The following is a 15,619-nucleotide window of genomic DNA, read 5'->3' as shown; positions in this document are numbered from 1 at the left end:
CCTGCCGCCTACCGGCGGTTCGGCGCTGTTCCAGTTCTGCTGCACGCGCCGTGCGGTGCCCTGCATGGAGCTGCTGGCGCGACGCGGCATTCTGATCAGGCTGTTCGCCGAGCTGGACAGCCTGCGCTTCGGCCTGCCGGCAGACGAGGCCGGCTGGTTGCGCCTGGAGCAGGGCTTGCTGGACTGCGCGCCGATCCTCGCCAGCCTCGAGGAAACCTCCTGATGCCAACCCTGATGGTGCAGGGCACCACTTCCGATGCTGGCAAGAGCACCCTGGTGACGGCGCTGTGCCGCTGGGCGCGGCGCCAGGGCGTGTCCGTGGTGCCATTCAAACCGCAGAACATGGCGCTCAACTCGGCAGTGACCGCCGAGGGTGGCGAGATCGGTCGGGCCCAGGCGGTACAGGCGCAGGCCGCCGGCCTGGCGCCGCACACCGACATGAACCCGGTGCTGCTCAAGCCCAACAGCGACATGGGCGCCCAGGTGATCATCCACGGCCGCGCCATCGGCAACATGCAGGCGCTGACCTACCACGGCTACAAGCCGGTGGCGATGGCGGCAGTGCTGGAATCCCACGCCCGCCTGGTCGAGCGCCACCAGCTGGTGCTGGTCGAGGGCGCCGGTTCGCCGGCCGAGATCAACCTGCGCGCCGGCGACATCGCCAACATGGGCTTCGCCGAGGCGGTGGACTGTCCGGTGATCCTGATCGCCGACATCGACAAGGGCGGCGTGTTCGCCCATCTGGTCGGCACCCTGGAGTTGCTCAGCCCCAGCGAACAGGCGCGGATCAGGGGCTTTGTGATCAACCGTTTTCGCGGCGATATCGCCCTGCTCAAGCCGGGGCTGGACTGGCTGGAGCAGCGCACCGGCAAGCCGGTGCTCGGCGTGCTGCCGTACCTGACGGACTTTCACCTGGAAGCCGAGGACGCCGTCGATACCCGTCAGCAGGCCAAGAGCGCGCAGGCGCTGCGCGTGGTGGTGCCGGTGCTGCCGCGTATCAGCAACCATACCGATTTCGACCCGCTGCGCCTGCATCCGCAGGTACAGCTGACCTTCGTCGGGCCGGGCCGGGCCATCCCGCCGGCCGACCTGATCATCCTGCCCGGCTCCAAGAGCGTGCGCGCCGACCTTGCCCGGCTGCGCGAGCAGGGCTGGGACACGGCCATCGCCCGCCACCTGCGCTATGGCGGCAAACTGCTGGGCATCTGCGGCGGCCTGCAGATGCTCGGTCGGCAGATTCATGACCCGCATGGCCTGGAAGGCGCTGCCGGCAGCAGCGAGGGCCTCAGCCTGCTGGATTTCGAGACGGTGCTGGAGCCGGAGAAACAGCTGCGCAACGTGCGTGGCCAACTGTGCCTGGAGCAGGCGCAGGTCAGCGGTTACGAGATTCACGCTGGCGTCAGTCGCGGGCCAGGCCTCAATGGCGCCGTGCAGCTTGACGACGGCCGCAGCGACGGCGGACTGAGCGCCGACGGTCAAGTGCTCGGCACCTACCTGCATGGCCTGTTCGAGCAGCCCTCGGCGTTCGCTGCACTACTGCGCTGGGCGGGCTTGGATGAGGTGGAACAGGTGGACTATCAGGCGCTGCGCGAGCGCGATATCGAGCGCCTGGCCGACCAGGTGGAACTGCACCTGGATAGCGAGCAGCTCAGGATGCTTTGTGGCATCCGCTAGGGTGTCGTGGGGCTGGCTCACCGCCAGAGCGATTGAATGGTGCGCACGGCGCACCCTACGGAGTGACGATGCTTGAACTGATCCTCGGCGGTGCCCGTTCCGGCAAGAGCCGCCTGGCCGAGAGGCTGGCCGACGAGTCCGGGCTGGAGGTGCTTTACATCGCCACCAGCCAGCCGCTCGACGGCGAGATGAACGAGCGGGTTGCCCAGCACCGCGCCCGGCGTCCGGCGCATTGGGCGCTGGTGGAGGAGCCGCTGGCGCTGGCCCGTGTGCTGCAGGAAGAGGCCGCTCCCGGGCGCTGCCTGCTGGTGGACTGCCTGACCCTGTGGCTGACCAACCTGCTGATGCTGGAGGACGCGCAGCGTCTGGCTGCCGAGCGCGAGGCGCTGCTCGCTTGTGTGGCGCAATTGCCCGGGCGCATTCTGCTGGTCAGCAACGAGACCGGCCTGGGCGTGGTGCCACTGGGCGAACTCACCCGGCGTTATGTCGACGAGGCCGGCTGGCTGCATCAGGCGCTGGCCGAACGCAGCCAGCGCGTGCTGTTCACCGTTGCCGGTCTGCCGATGACCCTCAAGGGAGATGCCCTATGAAACTGCAATGGTGGCAGGGGCCGTGCCAGCCGCTCGATCATGTGGCTCGAACCAAGGCCGAAAGCCGTCAGCAGCAGCTGACCAAGCCCGCCGGCTCGCTGGGGCGTCTGGAAAAACTGGCCATTCATCTGGCTGCGCTGCAGGGGCGCGAAAGGCCCAGCCTGGACAAACTGTGGATCGCCATCTTCGCCGGCGACCATGGCGTGGTCGCCGAGGGCGTGTCCGCCTACCCGCAGGCGGTGACCGGGCAGATGCTGGCCAACTTCGTCAGCGGTGGCGCGGCGATCAGCGTACTGGCGCGCGAACTCGATGCGGCGCTGGAAGTGATCGACCTGGGTACCGCCGAGCCGCTGCCGCCGTTGCCCGGCGTGCGCCACCTGTACGTTGGCGCCGGTACGCAGAATCTCGCCCGTGAGCCGGCCATGACCCTGTCGCAGCTGCTGATCTGCCTGGAGGCCGGCCGCGACAGCCTGCTGCGCGCACGGGCGGTGGGGTGCGACCTATTCGTCGGTGGCGAGATGGGCATCGGCAACACCACGGCAGCGGCGGCGCTGGCCTGCTGGTTGCTGGGTTGCCTGGCAAGCGAGCTGGCCGGTCCTGGCACGGGCCTGGATGGTGCAGGTGTGGCGCACAAGGCGCGGGTGATCGATGCGGCGCTGGCCCTGCACCATGCGCAGATCGACGGCCCGTTACAGGCGCTGGTCCATCTGGGCGGCTTCGAGATCGCTGCGCTCACCGGCGCTTACCTGGCGGCTGCGCAGCAGGGCATCGCGGTACTGGTCGATGGCTTTATCTGCAGCGTCGCGGCCCTGCTGGCGGTGCGCCTGAATCCGGGCTGCCGCGACTGGCTGCTGTTCGCCCACCATGGCGCCGAACCCGGTCATGTGCGCGTGCTGCAGGCATTGGGCGCCGAACCCTTGCTGGAGCTGGGGCTGCGCCTGGGCGAGGGCAGCGGCGCGGCGCTGGCGGTACCGCTATTGCGCCTGGCCTGCAGCCTGCACGGGCAGATGGCGACCTTCGCCGAGGCGGCCGTGGCGCAGAGGCCGAAGTGATGCTCGAGCTGGAGCTGCTGCGTCATGGCGAAACCGAGCAGGGCGGTGGCTTGCGCGGCAGCCTGGACGATGCGCTGACCGAGCAGGGCTGGGCGCAGCTGCGCGCCGCCGTGCAGGGAGCGGGGCCCTGGGATCGTCTGATCAGCTCGCCGCTGCAGCGCTGCGCGCGGTTCGCCGAGGAGGTGGCGGCGGCCCAGGCGTTGCCACTGCACTACGAGCCGGGGCTGCAGGAGCTGCATTTCGGCGATTGGGAAGGGCGTAGCGCCGCGCAGTTGATGGAAACTCATGCCGAGGCGCTGGGCCAATTCTGGGCCGACCCCTACACCTTCACGCCACCCAACGGCGAGCCGCTGCTGCAGTTCGAGACCCGCGTGTTGGCTGCGCTGCAAGGCCTGGCGCTGGCCCATGCCGGCCAGCGCCTGCTGCTGATCACCCACGGCGGCGTGATGCGCCTGCTGCTGGCGCGCGCTCGCGGTCTGCCGCGCCAGGATCTGCTGCAGGTCAACGTCGGCTATGCCCAGCGCTTTCGCCTGCGCCTGGCTGCCGACGGGCAGCTGACGGAGCTGGCATGATCGCGCCACGGATCGCTCTGCAGTTTCTCACCCGCCTGCCGGTCAGCCTGCCGGGCATGCCGACGCCCGAGCAGATCGGCCGCTCGCTGCTCTGGTATCCAGCGGTGGGGCTGTTGCTCGGCCTGCTGCTGTGGCTCGCCCATCTGCTGTTGGGGCAGACGCCGGACGTGCTGCAGGCGGCGATCATTCTGGCGTTGTGGGTGGGCTTGAGCGGCGGCCTGCATCTGGACGGCCTGGCCGATACGGCCGATGCCTGGGTTGGCGGCTTTGGTGACCCCGAGCGCACCCTGGCAATCATGAAGGATCCACGCAGCGGCCCCATCGCCGTGGTGGTACTGGTGCTGCTGTTGCTGCTCAAGTTCGCCGCATTGCTGAGCCTGTTGCAGGCCGGGCAGGGCATCTATCTGCTGCTGCTGCCCTGGCTGGGGCGCAGCCTGCTGCCACTGCTGCTGGCGACCACGCCCTACGTGCGCGCCGGCGGTCTGGGCCAGGCGCTGGTCGATCATCTGCCGCGCAGGCAGTTGCCCTGGGTGCTGGGTGGGCATGTGGCGGCCATGCTGCTGCTGGGCTGGGGGGCATTGATTGCCATGGCCACGGCCCTGGCACTGTTCGTCTGGCTGCGCCGCGCCCTGTTGCAGCGCCTGGGCGGCACCACGGGCGATACTGCCGGCGCGCTGCTCGAGCTGGCCGAGTGCGCGGCACTGCTGGCCCTGGCGCTGAGCCTCTGAACGCAACTGTTACGCAGACACGGCCGGCAACTGTATGAGTACCGATGACTGATACGGGTATATACCTGTATCCATGTTGCCGACTTCCTGCCTCTGTACCCAACTGCGCCGCGCCAGCCGCGGCGTGACCCGTCGCTACGATGACGCCCTGGCTGCCGTCGGGCTCGGTGCCGCGCAGTTTTCTCTGTTGCGCCACGTGCAGCGGCTCGGGCAGCCGAGCATTTCCGCGCTGGCCGACGCCATGGGGCTGGATCGCAGCACCCTGGGACGCAATCTGCGGGTGCTACAGGAGCAGGAGCTGCTGCAACTGGGAGAAGGGCGCGATTTGCGTGCTCGCGAGGTACGGCTCACAGAGGCCGGCCTGCAACGTATCGAACAGGCGCTGCCGCTGTGGGAACAGGTGCAGCGTGAGCTGAACGCGCGGCTCGGCGAGGATCGCCGCGCCGAACTGATGGCTCTGCTCGACCAACTGGCCTGATGGCCCTTTTACTGCCTGAGCGGCTGCGTGCGGCCGTCTGCTGGAGATCACGATGACAACTGCATGGCGTTCGTCCACCTGGCTGCTGCTTGGCGCCTCGCTAATCCTGGCGCTGTCGCTGGGTACCCGCCACGGCTTCGGCCTGTTCCTGCCGCCGATGAGTGCGGAGTTCGGCTGGGGCCGTGAGGTGTTCGCCTTCGCCATCGCCCTGCAGAACCTGATCTGGGGCCTCGCGCAGCCGATCACCGGGGCGCTGGCCGACCGTTTCGGTGCGCGCAAGGCCATCATCACGGGCGGCGTGCTCTATGTGCTCGGGTTGGTGCTGATGGGCATGTCCGATTCCCCGCTGTCGTTGTCGCTGAGCGCCGGGCTGCTGATCGGCATTGGCCTGTCCGGCACCTCGTTCTCGGTGATCCTCGGCGTGGTTGGCCGTGCCGTGCCGGTGGAGAAGCGCAGCATGGCCATGGGCATTGCCGCGGCCGCCGGCTCCTTCGGCCAGTTCGCCATGCTGCCCGGCACGCTGGGGCTGATCGGCTGGCTGGGCTGGTCGGCGGCGCTGCTGGCGCTGGGTCTGCTGGTGGCGCTGATCCTGCCGTTGGCGGCGATGATTCGCGAGCAGCCGCAGGCGCAACCGACCGGGCATGAGCAGACGCTGGTCGAGGCGCTGCGCGAGGCGGCCGGGCATTCCGGCTTCTGGCTGCTGGCACTGGGCTTCTTCGTCTGCGGCTTCCAGGTGGTGTTCGTTGCCGTGCACCTGCCGGCCTACCTGGTCGATCATCATCTGCCGGCACTGACCGGCACCACGGTGTTGGCCCTGGTGGGGCTGTTCAATATCTTCGGTACCTACATCGCCGGCTGGCTCGGCGGGCGCATGGCCAAGCCGCGCCTGCTCAGCGCCCTGTACCTGCTGCGCGGGGTGGTGATCGCGCTGTTCATCGCAGCGCCGCTGACGCAGTGGAGCGCCTACCTGTTCGGTATCGCCATGGGCCTGCTGTGGCTGTCGACCGTGCCGCTGACCAATGGCACGGTGGCCACCCTGTTCGGTGTGCGCAACCTGTCGATGCTCGGCGGTATCGTGTTCCTCTTCCACCAGCTCGGCTCCTTCCTCGGCGGCTGGCTGGGCGGCTATCTCTACGACACCACCGGCAGCTACGACCTGGTCTGGCAGATCTCCATCGGCCTGAGCGTGATGGCCGCCGCGCTCAACTGGCCGGTGCGCGAAGTGCCGGTGGCGCGCCTGCAGGGGGCGCCGGCGTGAGCCGCAAGGCACTGACGTTCAGCGCCGTGGCAGTGGGCCTTGGCCTGCTCCTGGCGCTCGCCTGGTGGGGCTGGCGCCAGGGCGGGCTGGCCCTGCTGCAATTGGGCATGGGCATTTGCTAGTTGCCTGGCGCATGCCCTGCGAGTAGCGTGGCAAGACCGCGTTATCGCTCGAGGTCATCGTCATGTCGCTTCATCGTCTTGCCTGCTCCTTGCTGCTCTCCAGCCTGGCATTGCCGGTGCTGGCCGCCGAATGTCCGGCACTGCTGCAGGGGGAATTGCCCAAGCTGCGCGCCAAGGGTGAGAGCGTCGAACTCTGCCAGTTCGCCGGCAAGCCGCTGGTGGTGGTCAATACCGCCAGCTTCTGCGGCTTCACCCCGCAATTCAAAGGGCTCGAAGCGCTTTATCAGCGTTACAAGGATCAGGGCCTGGAAGTGCTGGGCGTGCCGTCCGACGATTTCCGTCAGGAGGCCGACAGCAGCGAGGAAACCGCCACCGTCTGCTACGTCAACTACGGCGTGACCTTCGCCATGACCGAGCCGCAGCCGGTTTCCGGGGGCAATGCCATCCCCCTGTTCAAGGGCCTGGCCGAGCAGAGCAGGGCGCCGCGCTGGAACTTCTTCAAATATGTGGTCGACCGTCAGGGCAAGGTGGTGGCCAGTTTTTCCAGCCTGACCAAGCCGGATGATCCCGAGCTGGTCGCCGCGGTGGAGAAGGCCATCGCCTCGCAACCCTGAGACCTGACTCACGGCCCTTCACCCATCTGGGCGATGGGCCGCCTCCGCCTGCCTGCCTAGACTGGCCAGGCGCCGGACGCAGTAACCCCGGCGTGCCCGACAAAAACAATAAGGAGGCACCCATGCGTCGCGTCTTTACCACTGCTGTCGCCAGTCTGGCCCTGCTCGGCGCCGTCCAGGCCCAGGCCAACTACACCCAGACCAAGTACCCGATCGTGCTGGTTCACGGCATCACCGGCTTCAACACCATCGGTGGCCTGGTCAACTACTTCCACACCATCCCCTGGAACCTCGAGCGCGATGGCGCGCGGGTTCACGTCGCCAGTGTCGCCGCCTTCAACGACAGCGAGCAGCGCGGCGCCGAGCTGGCCCGGCAGATCGTGCCCTGGGCCGCGGCCGGTGGCGGCAAGGTCAACCTGATCGGCCACAGCCAGGGCTCGCCGACCTCCCGCGTGGCCGCCTCGCTGCGCCCGGATCTGGTCGCCTCGGTGACCTCGATCAATGGCGTGAACAAGGGCTCGAAGGTCGCCGATGTGGTGCGTGGCGTGATTCCCGCCGGTGGGTTGATCGAGGGTGGCGCCAATGCCATCGCCAATGCACTGGGCTCGCTGATCAATCTGCTCTCCGGGGCCAGCAACCCGCAGAGCGGCATCGACGCCCTGGCGACCCTGACCACGCCGGGCACCAACGCGCTGAACGGTCGCCATCCCTGGGGCATCAACAATTCCAGCTACTGCGCCAAGTCCAGCGAAGTGCACAACGTGCGCGGTCACAACATTCGCTACTACTCCTGGACCGGTAACGTCGCCTACACCAACGTGCTCGATGCCGCCGACCCCTTCCTGGCCTTCACCGGCCTGGTGTTCGGCAGCGAGAAGAACGATGGCCTGGTCGGCGTCTGTGCCACCTACCTGGGGCAGGTGCTCGGCGACAGCTACAACATGAACCACGTCGATGCGATCAACCATCTGTTCGGCATTCGCGGCTGGACCGAGCCGGTATCGCTGTACCGCCAGCACGCCAACCGCCTGAAGGGCAAAGGCATCTGATTTCGGCAATGGCGGCGGGGTGACCCGCCGCAGCGAGGTGGTATGTCCAGATTCTTCACCTTCTCTCTAGCCGCCGTGCTGCTGGCCGGCGCTTTGACTCTCTACTGGCGGTGGCCGGCTGGCGAGGGCCAGGCGCCTGCATCCAGCGTGGCTGCGCAGGCCCAGGCCGCGCCGCTCACTCCATCATCGGCCTCTGCCGTGCCGGCTACCGCGCAGGCGCAGCCATCCGTGGCCGCCGCGCTGCCGAGCCTGGCCGGCACCGAGGTGGACGGTCGTCTGCAAACCGATGCTGCCGGCAATCTGCTGCTGGAGCTGGCCGTGCGCGACTACTTCGACTACTTCCTCAGCGCCGTCGACCACTCCGGGCTCGATGCCGTGATCGAGGCGCTGCTGGCCGACGCCGGACGCCGCCTGCCGGAGCCGGCGCTGGGGCAGCTGATCAGCCTGCTCGGCGACTATCTGGACTACAAGCGCGCCAGCATGGCGCTGATGCAGCAGCCTCTGGATGCTCACCAGCAGGTCGATCCTCAGGCGCAGTTGCAGGTATTGCAGGCAGCCTTCGAGCGTCTGGATGCGCTGCGCCGCGCGCATTTTTCCGCGGCCGCGCAGGAGGCCCTGTTCGGCGCCGAGCAGGCCTACGCGCGCTACACCCTCGACAGTCTCGCCCTGCAGCAGCGTGACGACCTCGACGACTCGCAGCGGGCGCAGCTGCTGGAGCAGGCGCGCGAGCGTCTGCCCGAGGCGCTGCGTGCCAGCGAGCAGCGCCAGCAGCTGGCTCTGGAGCAACTGGCGCGCAGCGAGCAGTTGTGGCGCGAGGGGGCGGACGAGCAGCAGGTGCGCGAATTCCTGGCCATGACCTATGATCCGGACACCGTGCAGCGCCTGCTCGTCGAACAGCTCCGCGAGCGCGACTGGCAGCAGCGTTACCAGGCCTACCGGCGTGAGCTCGCCGGCCTGCAGGGACGCGGCCTCAGCACGGAGGATGGCGAGCAGCTGCAGCGACAGTTGCGCGAGCGCCTGTTCGCCAGCGAGGACCGACACCGTGTGGAGACCTATGACGCCATCGCCGCCAAACAGCCGGAGCCTGCGTCCGAGCCCTGAGTGGCGCCGCCGATGAGTGCGCCGCCCCTGGAGCGTTTGCTGCTGGCGCAGCAGCGCCGCGGCCATCGCCGTCTGCGCTTCGTTGCCGAGCTGGAGCAGGCGTTCGCTGCCCATCGCGCTCAGCGCATTCGCCGGCGTTTGCCGTTGATCGCGGTGACCGCTGTGCTGTTCCAGCTGATCTACGCGCTGCTGGATTTTCTCGCCATGCCCTTGCAGGTCAGCCTGTCGGTGTTGCCCCTGCGCCTGCTGGCCCTGGGCGCGGTGGTGCTGGCCTTCTTCTATTGCCGGCGTGCGCAGGCCACGCCAGCGGCGGTGGTCGGCGTCTACGCCCTGGCCTACCTGCTCACCGGCGTCAGTGTCGCGCTGATCGTGCACCTGTGCTGGCGTCAAGGCGTGGCCATGCCTTACGACGGCCTGTTTCTGGTTCTGCTGTTCGGCTATGCCCTGCTGGGGCTGTCGTTTCGAGTGATCAGCCTGTGCAGTTGGGGCTTCTGCCTGCTGTTCGTCGGTGCGGGCCTGGCGCTCGACGAGCCTGGACGCGAGCTGGCGTATCAGGCCTTGTTTCTGCTCTGCGCCAACATGATCGGCACCGTCGGTGCCTATATGCAGGAGCATGGCCAGCGTGGCGCCTGGCTCAACCTGCGCCTGCTCGACCTGGCTCGCCAGCGTGCCGAGGCCGACGATGCACGCAAGCTGCGTCTGCTGGCGGCGGCCAGTCACGACCTGCGCCAGCCGCTCAATGCCATGGGCCTGTATGCCGAGCACCTGGTGGAGCAGGGGGGCGATGCACAGACGCGTCGCATCAGCACGCGCCTGGCCGCGTCGGTGGAGCAGCTGGGACGCTTGCTGCAGTCGCTGCTCGACTACAGCCGTCTGACCCTGCCTGGCGGTGTGCAGGCCAGGCCCCACGCGTTCGCCCTGCGCCCGCTGCTCGAACGCCTGCTCGGCGAGATCGCCCCGGAGGCGCAGCAGCAGGCTGTGCAACTGCGGCTGAACAGCGAGGCGTGTGCCGTGCGCAGCGATCCGCTGCTGCTGGAGCGGCTGCTGCGCAACCTGCTGCATAACGCGCTGCTGCACGCCCAGGCCGGAGAGCTGAGCCTGAGCGCTTGGCGTGAGGGGCAGAACATCGTGTTAACAGTGGCCGACGATGGCCGCGGCCTGAGCGAGGCCGAGCAGGCGCTGGTGTTCGAGGAGTTTCGCCAGCTGGACAATCCGGGGCGTAGTGCCGAGCGCGGCCTGGGATTGGGCCTGGCCATCGTGCGGCAGCTGGCCGAGGTGCTGGAACATCCGCTGCAGCTCGAGTCGCAACCTGGCGCCGGAACGCGCTTCATCCTGCGTCTGCCCGCCGCCGAACTGGCGGAGCAGGCGCCGCGCAGCAGCGCGGGGCTGGCGCTCAAGGGGCGCATCCTGCTGCTGGAGGACGACGACACCGGCCGCGAGGCCTTGAGCGGTCTGCTGCGCCGCTGGGGCTGCGAGGTGCAGGCCTGTGCCGATCTGGCCGAGGCGCTGACGGCGCTGCATCGGCAGGTACCGCATTTGCTGATCAGCGATTACCGACTGGCCGAGCAGGGCGATGGCCTGCAGGCCATCGAGCGCCTGCGCGAGGCGGCCGGGCAGATGTTGCCGGCACTGCTGATCAGCGCCGACCTGAGCCCGGAGCTGCACGAGCGCTGCCTGCCGGCGCACGTCATTCCGCTGGGCAAGCCCCTGCTGCCGGCGCGTTTGCGCCAGATGTTGGCGACCCAGTTGCAGGTGCGCCAGGCGCTCAGCTGATTGATTACAGCCAGCCGCGCTGGCGGGCGGCGCTGACGCAGGCGGTGCGGGTGTGTACGGCGAAGGTTTCGAACAGCGCCTTGAGGTGGGTTTTCACCGTGTCTTCAGCCAGGCCCAGCTGACGGCTGATGGCCTTGTTCGGCAGGCCTTCGGCCAGCAATTGCAGAATTTCCAGTTGCCTGGGCGTCAGCGGTGAGGTGCTGCTCGGCGCCGGCAGGGTCTCGCCCAGCAGCACGCGCGTTACGGCCTGGCGCAGGGCCTTGCCGTCGGCACTCTTGGGAATGAAGCCGAGTGCGCCGGCGGCCAGTGCGGCCTGGGCATCGACGGCCGAGTCGCTGGCGCTGAGGATGGCCACCGGCGTGCTTTCGCCGCGCGCCAGCCAGCGCTGCAGCAGTTCCAGTCCCGGTTCGTCGGGCAGGCGCAGGTCGAGCAGGATCAGGTCGTAAGTCTGCTGCTGCAGGCGCTGCTCCGCTTCGGCGGCGTTCTGCGCGGTGTCGATCTGCAGGTCACGGGCGAGTGGCGCCAGGGCCAGGGCCAGGCCGTCGAGGAAGATCCGGTGGTCGTCCACCAGCAGCAGGTGCAGGTGGTCGGGCAGGGTGGTGCAGAGGGCAGTCATGATGGTCTCACGCGGCTTTTTCTTGTTGTTCTGCCGCGTGAGTTTAGCCAATGGCGTGCGCCGATTAGAAGCGATAGCTGAGCGAGGCGCCCAGGCCGTGGGCGCGGTTCTTGTAGCGCGCACGGTAGGTGCCACGGGTATCGCTGGCGTGGTTGACGTCCACCGACTCTTCCTGCAGGTAGGAATAGGCCAGGTCGATGGTCATGTCCTGGTTCGGACTCCAGCCGGCGCCGACGCTGAAGATGGTGCGGTCACCCGACGGGACGCGCGGCGAGCGGTCGACGTTGTTGATCGGCGACTGGTCGATGGCCATGCCCGTACGCAGGGTCCATTGCGGATTGAGCTTGTAGGACAGGCCGATGGCGTGGGCCCAGGTGTCGTGCCAGTTCTGCTCCTCGACGATGGTGGCGAGGTTGGCCGGCAGCGTGGCGGCATCGTTCTCCACGCGGATTTCCTTGAAGCGGCTCCAGCGTGTCCAGGTGCTGCCCAGGTACAGGGTCCAGGCGTCGTTCAGCTCATGGGTGATGGACATGTCCACCGATTCCGGGGTGGTCAGATCCAGGTTGGCGTCGTACTTGCCCGCTACGCCAGCCAGAATGCCGCTGCCGGAAACGCGGGTATCGCCTTCCAGTTCGTACTTCACGCGCGAGTGGTAGGTAATGCCGGCGCGGGTGCCGGGAGTGAACTCGTAGAGCACCCCGACATTGAAGCCTACCGCGGTATCGTCGCCCTTGACCTTCACCTTGCCGTCGTTGCTGCCGGGGCTCAGCGGGTTGAGTATCGAGGAACTGAGTTCGCCTTCGATGTGATTGAAGGTGGGGCCGAAACCGACCGACAGCTTGTCGTTGAAGCGGTAGCTCAGGGTCGGCTGCACGGTGATCACGCGTACGTAGCTCTTGTCGGCGTGATAGCGGCCCTGGAAGCCGCGCTCGTAATCGGTCATCAGGCCGAAGGGCACGTAGACGCCCAGGCCGAAGGCGACCTTGTCGTCCAGCGGCTTGACGTAGTAACCCATGGGCACGCCGGTGGACGGCACCATATCGCCGTCATTGCTGCCGGACAGCTGCAGCGGGCCGGCGTTGGCGCTGGCGTTGCGGATGTCGCTCTTGGCGTGGATGACGGCGGCACCGACATAGATCTCGTCGCGCTTGAGGCGCGCCATGCCGGCCGGGTTGCCGAATACGGTGCTGGCGTCATCGGCCGAGGAGGAGCGACCGGCGAAGGAGGTACCCATGCCGGAAATGCTTTGCTCGTTGAGGGCGAAGCCGCTGGCCAGGCCATGGCTCGAAGTGGCGGTGATGGCAACGGCCAGACCGGTCTTGAGAAGACGTTTGCTCACGGGGAAGCTCCTGTGGTGAGGCGGGGGGCGCACGCTACAGCTTTTCCTGACCCCTGCCAACCCGCGGAAGTTCCCGAAATAGAGCGGTTTATCTGACAATTGGTTAAATCTTGTACGGATCTTCGCCCATATGGTCAGGCGTTCAGGCCACTCGACTGACCTGAGCCACGCAACGTTGCCAGGCCTCGAGAAAGTCCCCCAGCCGGCCCTGTGGCTGGAAGACCCGGCACCAGATACGGCCGAGCCCCAGCAGATCGTCGGCGGCGGGCAGCTCCAGCTCCTCTGCCTCCACCAGCAGCCAGGCAATGGCGGTGGCATAGCGCAGATTCACCGTCAGCTCCAGATGCGGCGCCTCGAGAAAGGCATGCTGGCTGGCCAGGCCGCGGACTCGGCTGGCCAGTTCGGGATCGCGCGCCAGATGCCGGTCCCACAGGGCCAGGTGACTCTGCTCGCTGATGCGATAGAGGCCGTGGCCGTTGGGGTTGCCCAGGGCGCTGCCCAGCGCCGTCTGGCAGGCTGCGGTGCCCAGTAGCAGGGCTTCGGCCGTGGGCGTGTGACGCTGCAGATAGAGAAGGGTAGGGCGGATCACATGCTGGCTGAGATCGCAGGCGGCTATTCCCATGGCATCCTCGCGGAGGGTGCCGGTGGGGCCGGGCGCGTGGCAGCTGGTTTTGGTGGTTTTTCTTAAAGGCCCCACCGGGAGCGGGGTTAGCCGCTCAATTTCAAGTCTAGTGCGATCTTTGTGCTGTAAAGAGCTGTTTTTAAATTGTTTTCACCTTTCGGTTATTTCCCATATTCCCAGTGGTTGTTAAACCGCTTCAGTCGCCGGTGGCCACGGGGCGCTGCGGATCGGTGATCCATTCGCTCCAAGAACCGGCATACAGCGGTGCCAGGGGGTACCCGGCCAGGCACATGGCGAACAGGTTGTGGCAGGCGGTGACGCCCGAGCCGCAATAGGCCGCCAGGTTGTCCAGCGGACGTTCCCCACGCAACTGGTCGAAACGCTCGCGCAGGGCAGCGCAGGGCAGAAAGCGGCCATCGGCGCCGAGATTGTCGGTGAAGGCCGCGCATTGCGCGCCGGGGATATGCCCGGCCACCGGGTCGAGCGGTTCCACCTCGCCCCGAAAGCGCGGCAGGGCACGAGCATCGAGCAGGGTCAGGTCCGGATTGCCCAGGCGCAGGGCCAGTTGCTCGGCGCTCAGCAGCAGGCTGTTGTCGGGCTGTGCGGAGAAGTCGCCGGGGGCGTTGCTCGGCGGCGCTGTCGTCAGTTCCAGGCCGGCCTCGCGCCAGGCCTTCAGGCCCCCGTCGAGCAGGTACAGACCGTCGCGCTTGCCCAGCCACAGCAGTAGCCACCAGGCGCGGGCGGCGAATGCGCCGGGGCCGTCGTCGTACAGCACCACCTCGCTGTCCGCCCGCAGGCCGCAGGCTCGCAGGCGTTCGACCAGTGCGCTCGGGTCCGGCAGAGGGTGGCGCCCGGTCACGCCCTTGATTACGGGGGCGGACAGGTCCTGTTCGAGATCCAGAAAGTGGGCCTGGGGGATATGGCCGTCGAGGTAGCTGCGGCGTCCGTAGGCCGGGTCCTCGAGGGCGAAGCGGCAGTCGAGGACCAGCAGATCCTCCTGCCCGAGACGTTGCTGCAGCTGCGGCGCGCTGATCAGTTGAGCGAGTGACATGGTGCCTCCTGTGTCGTAGACGCGTTTGCCGGCATCATACCGCCTAGCCAATCCGCTGCCCCCGGATCGATCTGCCGATAAGTAAGGAGCCGTTTCAATGCTGAGTCTGCAACCCATCACGCGCAGTGCGAACCTGGCGCGCCGTGCCGGTGTGGCGCTGGGATCGGTGGGCGTGACCCTGTATTTCTGCCTGCTGGTGATCGTTCGCGCAGCGCTGGGGCGGCTGCGGCGCGAGCATGTTGATCGCTATACGCGCATCTGGTCGGCGGCGTTGCTGCGCCTGGTACGCATGCGCATGACGGTGCAGGGGCGCTGCCCGGACTTCAACGACGGGCGCCGTTACCTGATCCTCTGCACTCACTCCAGCCACTACGACATTCCCGCCAGTTTCGTCGCCATGCCCGGTTCGATGCGCATGCTGGCCAAGAGCGAGCTGTACCGCATTCCCTTCCTCGGTCGGGCCATGCGCGCTGCCGAATTCCCCTCGGTGGCCAGGCACAATCCGCAGCAGGCGCGACGCGACCTGGCGCGTGCCCGGCAGATGATGGAAAGCGGCATCGTGCTCTGGGCCGCGCCGGAAGGCACCCGTTCGGCCGACGGTCGCCTGCAGCCGTTCAAGAAGGGCTGCTTCCACCTCGCTCTGGAAACCGGGGCGATCATCGTTCCGGTGGCGATCAGGGACATTCACCATGTGCTGCCCGCGCGCACCTGGCGCCTGAATCTGGATCAGCCGGTGCAGTTGTGCATTGGCGCTCCCATCGACGCCAGTCGCTACGATCAGGACAACCTGGCGGTACTCATGGCCGATACCCGGGAGCGCATGGAGCAGCTGCTGTACGGCCAGGTGGCGGCCCCCGTGCCGAGTCCCGAGCCTGTGCTCGAAACCTGTGCCGACTGAGTGCAATTCTGGTGCGAAATGGGAAGCTGTTTTTAGGCTTTCTAGAGCGGTTCTGTGAGGGCTTTTTCTTTACTGCACTAAA

At 67.5% G+C, this 15,619-nt stretch carries 17 protein-coding genes and 1 pseudogene; 14 read left to right on the top strand and 4 right to left on the bottom strand.

The genetic code is table 11. From position 1 onward, the window contains the following. From N7333_RS16385 to N7333_RS16325, 13 genes and pseudogenes are all read left to right on the top strand, one after another. Positions 1-223: pseudogene (locus tag N7333_RS16385) on the top strand (threonine-phosphate decarboxylase); the annotation flags it as partial. Next, on the top strand, positions 223-1,674 hold the full coding sequence (locus N7333_RS16380) for a cobyric acid synthase (RefSeq protein WP_279859088.1): 1,452 nt from the start codon (positions 223-225) through the stop codon (positions 1,672-1,674). The pseudogene N7333_RS16385 and the gene N7333_RS16380, both read left to right, overlap by 1 nt. A 68-nt stretch (positions 1,675-1,742) precedes the next feature. Continuing rightward, positions 1,743-2,264 carry a bifunctional adenosylcobinamide kinase/adenosylcobinamide-phosphate guanylyltransferase gene (cobU, locus tag N7333_RS16375; protein WP_279859087.1) on the top strand — a complete coding sequence of 174 codons (522 nt, stop codon included), beginning with the start codon at positions 1,743-1,745 and terminating at the stop codon, positions 2,262-2,264. After that, entirely contained in the window at positions 2,261-3,316 is a 1,056-nt protein-coding gene (gene cobT / locus N7333_RS16370; RefSeq protein WP_279859086.1) for a nicotinate-nucleotide--dimethylbenzimidazole phosphoribosyltransferase, read from the top strand. The genes cobU and cobT overlap by 4 nt, the downstream gene beginning before the upstream one ends. Next, positions 3,316-3,888 (top strand): alpha-ribazole phosphatase family protein, encoded by a 573-nt coding sequence (gene cobC / locus N7333_RS16365; RefSeq protein WP_195881708.1) that lies wholly within the window; start codon positions 3,316-3,318, stop codon positions 3,886-3,888. Before cobT ends, cobC begins: the two co-directional genes overlap by 1 nt. Next, positions 3,885-4,616: an adenosylcobinamide-GDP ribazoletransferase gene (locus tag N7333_RS16360; RefSeq protein WP_279859085.1), complete on the top strand. Its 732-nt coding sequence runs from the start codon at positions 3,885-3,887 to the stop codon at positions 4,614-4,616. Before cobC ends, N7333_RS16360 begins: the two co-directional genes overlap by 4 nt. A 73-nt stretch (positions 4,617-4,689) precedes the next feature. Then, entirely contained in the window at positions 4,690-5,094 is a 405-nt protein-coding gene (locus N7333_RS16355; RefSeq protein WP_012018263.1) for a MarR family winged helix-turn-helix transcriptional regulator, read from the top strand. Positions 5,095-5,146: 52 nt separating this feature from the next. Continuing rightward, positions 5,147-6,352, top strand: coding sequence for an MFS transporter (locus N7333_RS16350; protein ID WP_003244563.1), 1,206 nt, complete (start codon positions 5,147-5,149; stop codon positions 6,350-6,352). After that, complete coding sequence (locus N7333_RS16345) at positions 6,349-6,474, top strand: hypothetical protein (protein ID WP_003244565.1); 126 nt, start codon at positions 6,349-6,351, stop codon at positions 6,472-6,474. The genes N7333_RS16350 and N7333_RS16345 overlap by 4 nt, the downstream gene beginning before the upstream one ends. Positions 6,475-6,536: 62 nt before the next feature. Then, complete coding sequence (locus N7333_RS16340) at positions 6,537-7,088, top strand: redoxin domain-containing protein (RefSeq protein ID WP_012018264.1); 552 nt, start codon at positions 6,537-6,539, stop codon at positions 7,086-7,088. 122 nt (positions 7,089-7,210) lie between these two features. After that, the gene (locus N7333_RS16335) at positions 7,211-8,137 is read left to right on the top strand and encodes a triacylglycerol lipase (protein WP_003244569.1); all 927 of its coding nucleotides are present in this window, start codon (positions 7,211-7,213) and stop codon (positions 8,135-8,137) included. 42 nt (positions 8,138-8,179) lie between these two features. Further along, positions 8,180-9,238, top strand: a complete 1,059-nt coding sequence (locus tag N7333_RS16330) for a lipase secretion chaperone (RefSeq protein ID WP_279859084.1) — start codon at positions 8,180-8,182, stop codon at positions 9,236-9,238. Between the two features lie 12 nt (positions 9,239-9,250). Then, a complete protein-coding gene (locus tag N7333_RS16325; protein ID WP_279859083.1) occupies positions 9,251-11,011 on the top strand; it encodes a hybrid sensor histidine kinase/response regulator in 1,761 nt (586 codons plus the stop codon). 4 nt (positions 11,012-11,015) lie between these two features. On the opposite strand, the gene N7333_RS16320 is transcribed toward N7333_RS16325, so the two are convergent. From N7333_RS16320 to N7333_RS16305, 4 genes are all read right to left on the bottom strand, one after another. Then, on the bottom strand, positions 11,016-11,627 hold the full coding sequence (locus N7333_RS16320; protein ID WP_003244575.1) for a response regulator transcription factor: 612 nt from the start codon (positions 11,625-11,627) through the stop codon (positions 11,016-11,018). Positions 11,628-11,691: 64 nt separating this feature from the next. Beyond that, the gene (locus tag N7333_RS16315; protein ID WP_012018267.1) at positions 11,692-12,966 is read right to left on the bottom strand and encodes an outer membrane protein transport protein; all 1,275 of its coding nucleotides are present in this window, start codon (positions 12,964-12,966) and stop codon (positions 11,692-11,694) included. Positions 12,967-13,108: 142 nt separating this feature from the next. After that, positions 13,109-13,588 (bottom strand): hypothetical protein, encoded by a 480-nt coding sequence (locus N7333_RS16310; RefSeq protein ID WP_003244578.1) that lies wholly within the window; start codon positions 13,586-13,588, stop codon positions 13,109-13,111. 196 nt (positions 13,589-13,784) lie between these two features. Beyond that, positions 13,785-14,639 carry a sulfurtransferase gene (locus N7333_RS16305; RefSeq protein ID WP_012018268.1) on the bottom strand — a complete coding sequence of 285 codons (855 nt, stop codon included), beginning with the start codon at positions 14,637-14,639 and terminating at the stop codon, positions 13,785-13,787. Positions 14,640-14,736: 97 nt separating this feature from the next. Here N7333_RS16305 and N7333_RS16300 point away from each other — a divergent pair, with 97 nt between their 5' ends. Further along, positions 14,737-15,537 (top strand): lysophospholipid acyltransferase family protein, encoded by an 801-nt coding sequence (locus N7333_RS16300; RefSeq protein ID WP_012018269.1) that lies wholly within the window; start codon positions 14,737-14,739, stop codon positions 15,535-15,537. The last annotated feature ends 82 nt before the right edge of the window (positions 15,538-15,619 follow it).

It is taken from the genome of Pseudomonas sp. GD04158, from assembly GCF_029834875.1.
GTDB classification, from domain to species: Bacteria; Pseudomonadota; Gammaproteobacteria; order Pseudomonadales; family Pseudomonadaceae; genus Aquipseudomonas; species Aquipseudomonas hydrolytica.
Note: the sequence above shows the minus strand (reverse complement) of the source record. Positions and strands in the feature narration are given on the sequence as shown.

Coding starts and splice junctions, on each gene's coding strand:
- N7333_RS16380 (WP_279859088.1), top strand. CDS start 223: ATGCCAACCCTGATGGTGCAGGGCACCACTTCCGATGCTGGCAAGAGC.
- cobU (WP_279859087.1), top strand. CDS start 1,743: ATGCTTGAACTGATCCTCGGCGGTGCCCGTTCCGGCAAGAGCCGCCTG.
- cobT (WP_279859086.1), top strand. CDS start 2,261: ATGAAACTGCAATGGTGGCAGGGGCCGTGCCAGCCGCTCGATCATGTG.
- cobC (WP_195881708.1), top strand. CDS start 3,316: ATGCTCGAGCTGGAGCTGCTGCGTCATGGCGAAACCGAGCAGGGCGGT.
- N7333_RS16360 (WP_279859085.1), top strand. CDS start 3,885: ATGATCGCGCCACGGATCGCTCTGCAGTTTCTCACCCGCCTGCCGGTC.
- N7333_RS16355 (WP_012018263.1), top strand. CDS start 4,690: ATGTTGCCGACTTCCTGCCTCTGTACCCAACTGCGCCGCGCCAGCCGC.
- N7333_RS16350 (WP_003244563.1), top strand. CDS start 5,147: ATGACAACTGCATGGCGTTCGTCCACCTGGCTGCTGCTTGGCGCCTCG.
- N7333_RS16340 (WP_012018264.1), top strand. CDS start 6,537: ATGTCGCTTCATCGTCTTGCCTGCTCCTTGCTGCTCTCCAGCCTGGCA.
- N7333_RS16335 (WP_003244569.1), top strand. CDS start 7,211: ATGCGTCGCGTCTTTACCACTGCTGTCGCCAGTCTGGCCCTGCTCGGC.
- N7333_RS16330 (WP_279859084.1), top strand. CDS start 8,180: ATGTCCAGATTCTTCACCTTCTCTCTAGCCGCCGTGCTGCTGGCCGGC.
- N7333_RS16325 (WP_279859083.1), top strand. CDS start 9,251: ATGAGTGCGCCGCCCCTGGAGCGTTTGCTGCTGGCGCAGCAGCGCCGC.
- N7333_RS16320 (WP_003244575.1), bottom strand. CDS start 11,627: ATGACTGCCCTCTGCACCACCCTGCCCGACCACCTGCACCTGCTGCTG.
- N7333_RS16310 (WP_003244578.1), bottom strand. CDS start 13,588: ATGGGAATAGCCGCCTGCGATCTCAGCCAGCATGTGATCCGCCCTACC.
- N7333_RS16305 (WP_012018268.1), bottom strand. CDS start 14,639: ATGTCACTCGCTCAACTGATCAGCGCGCCGCAGCTGCAGCAACGTCTC.
- N7333_RS16300 (WP_012018269.1), top strand. CDS start 14,737: ATGCTGAGTCTGCAACCCATCACGCGCAGTGCGAACCTGGCGCGCCGT.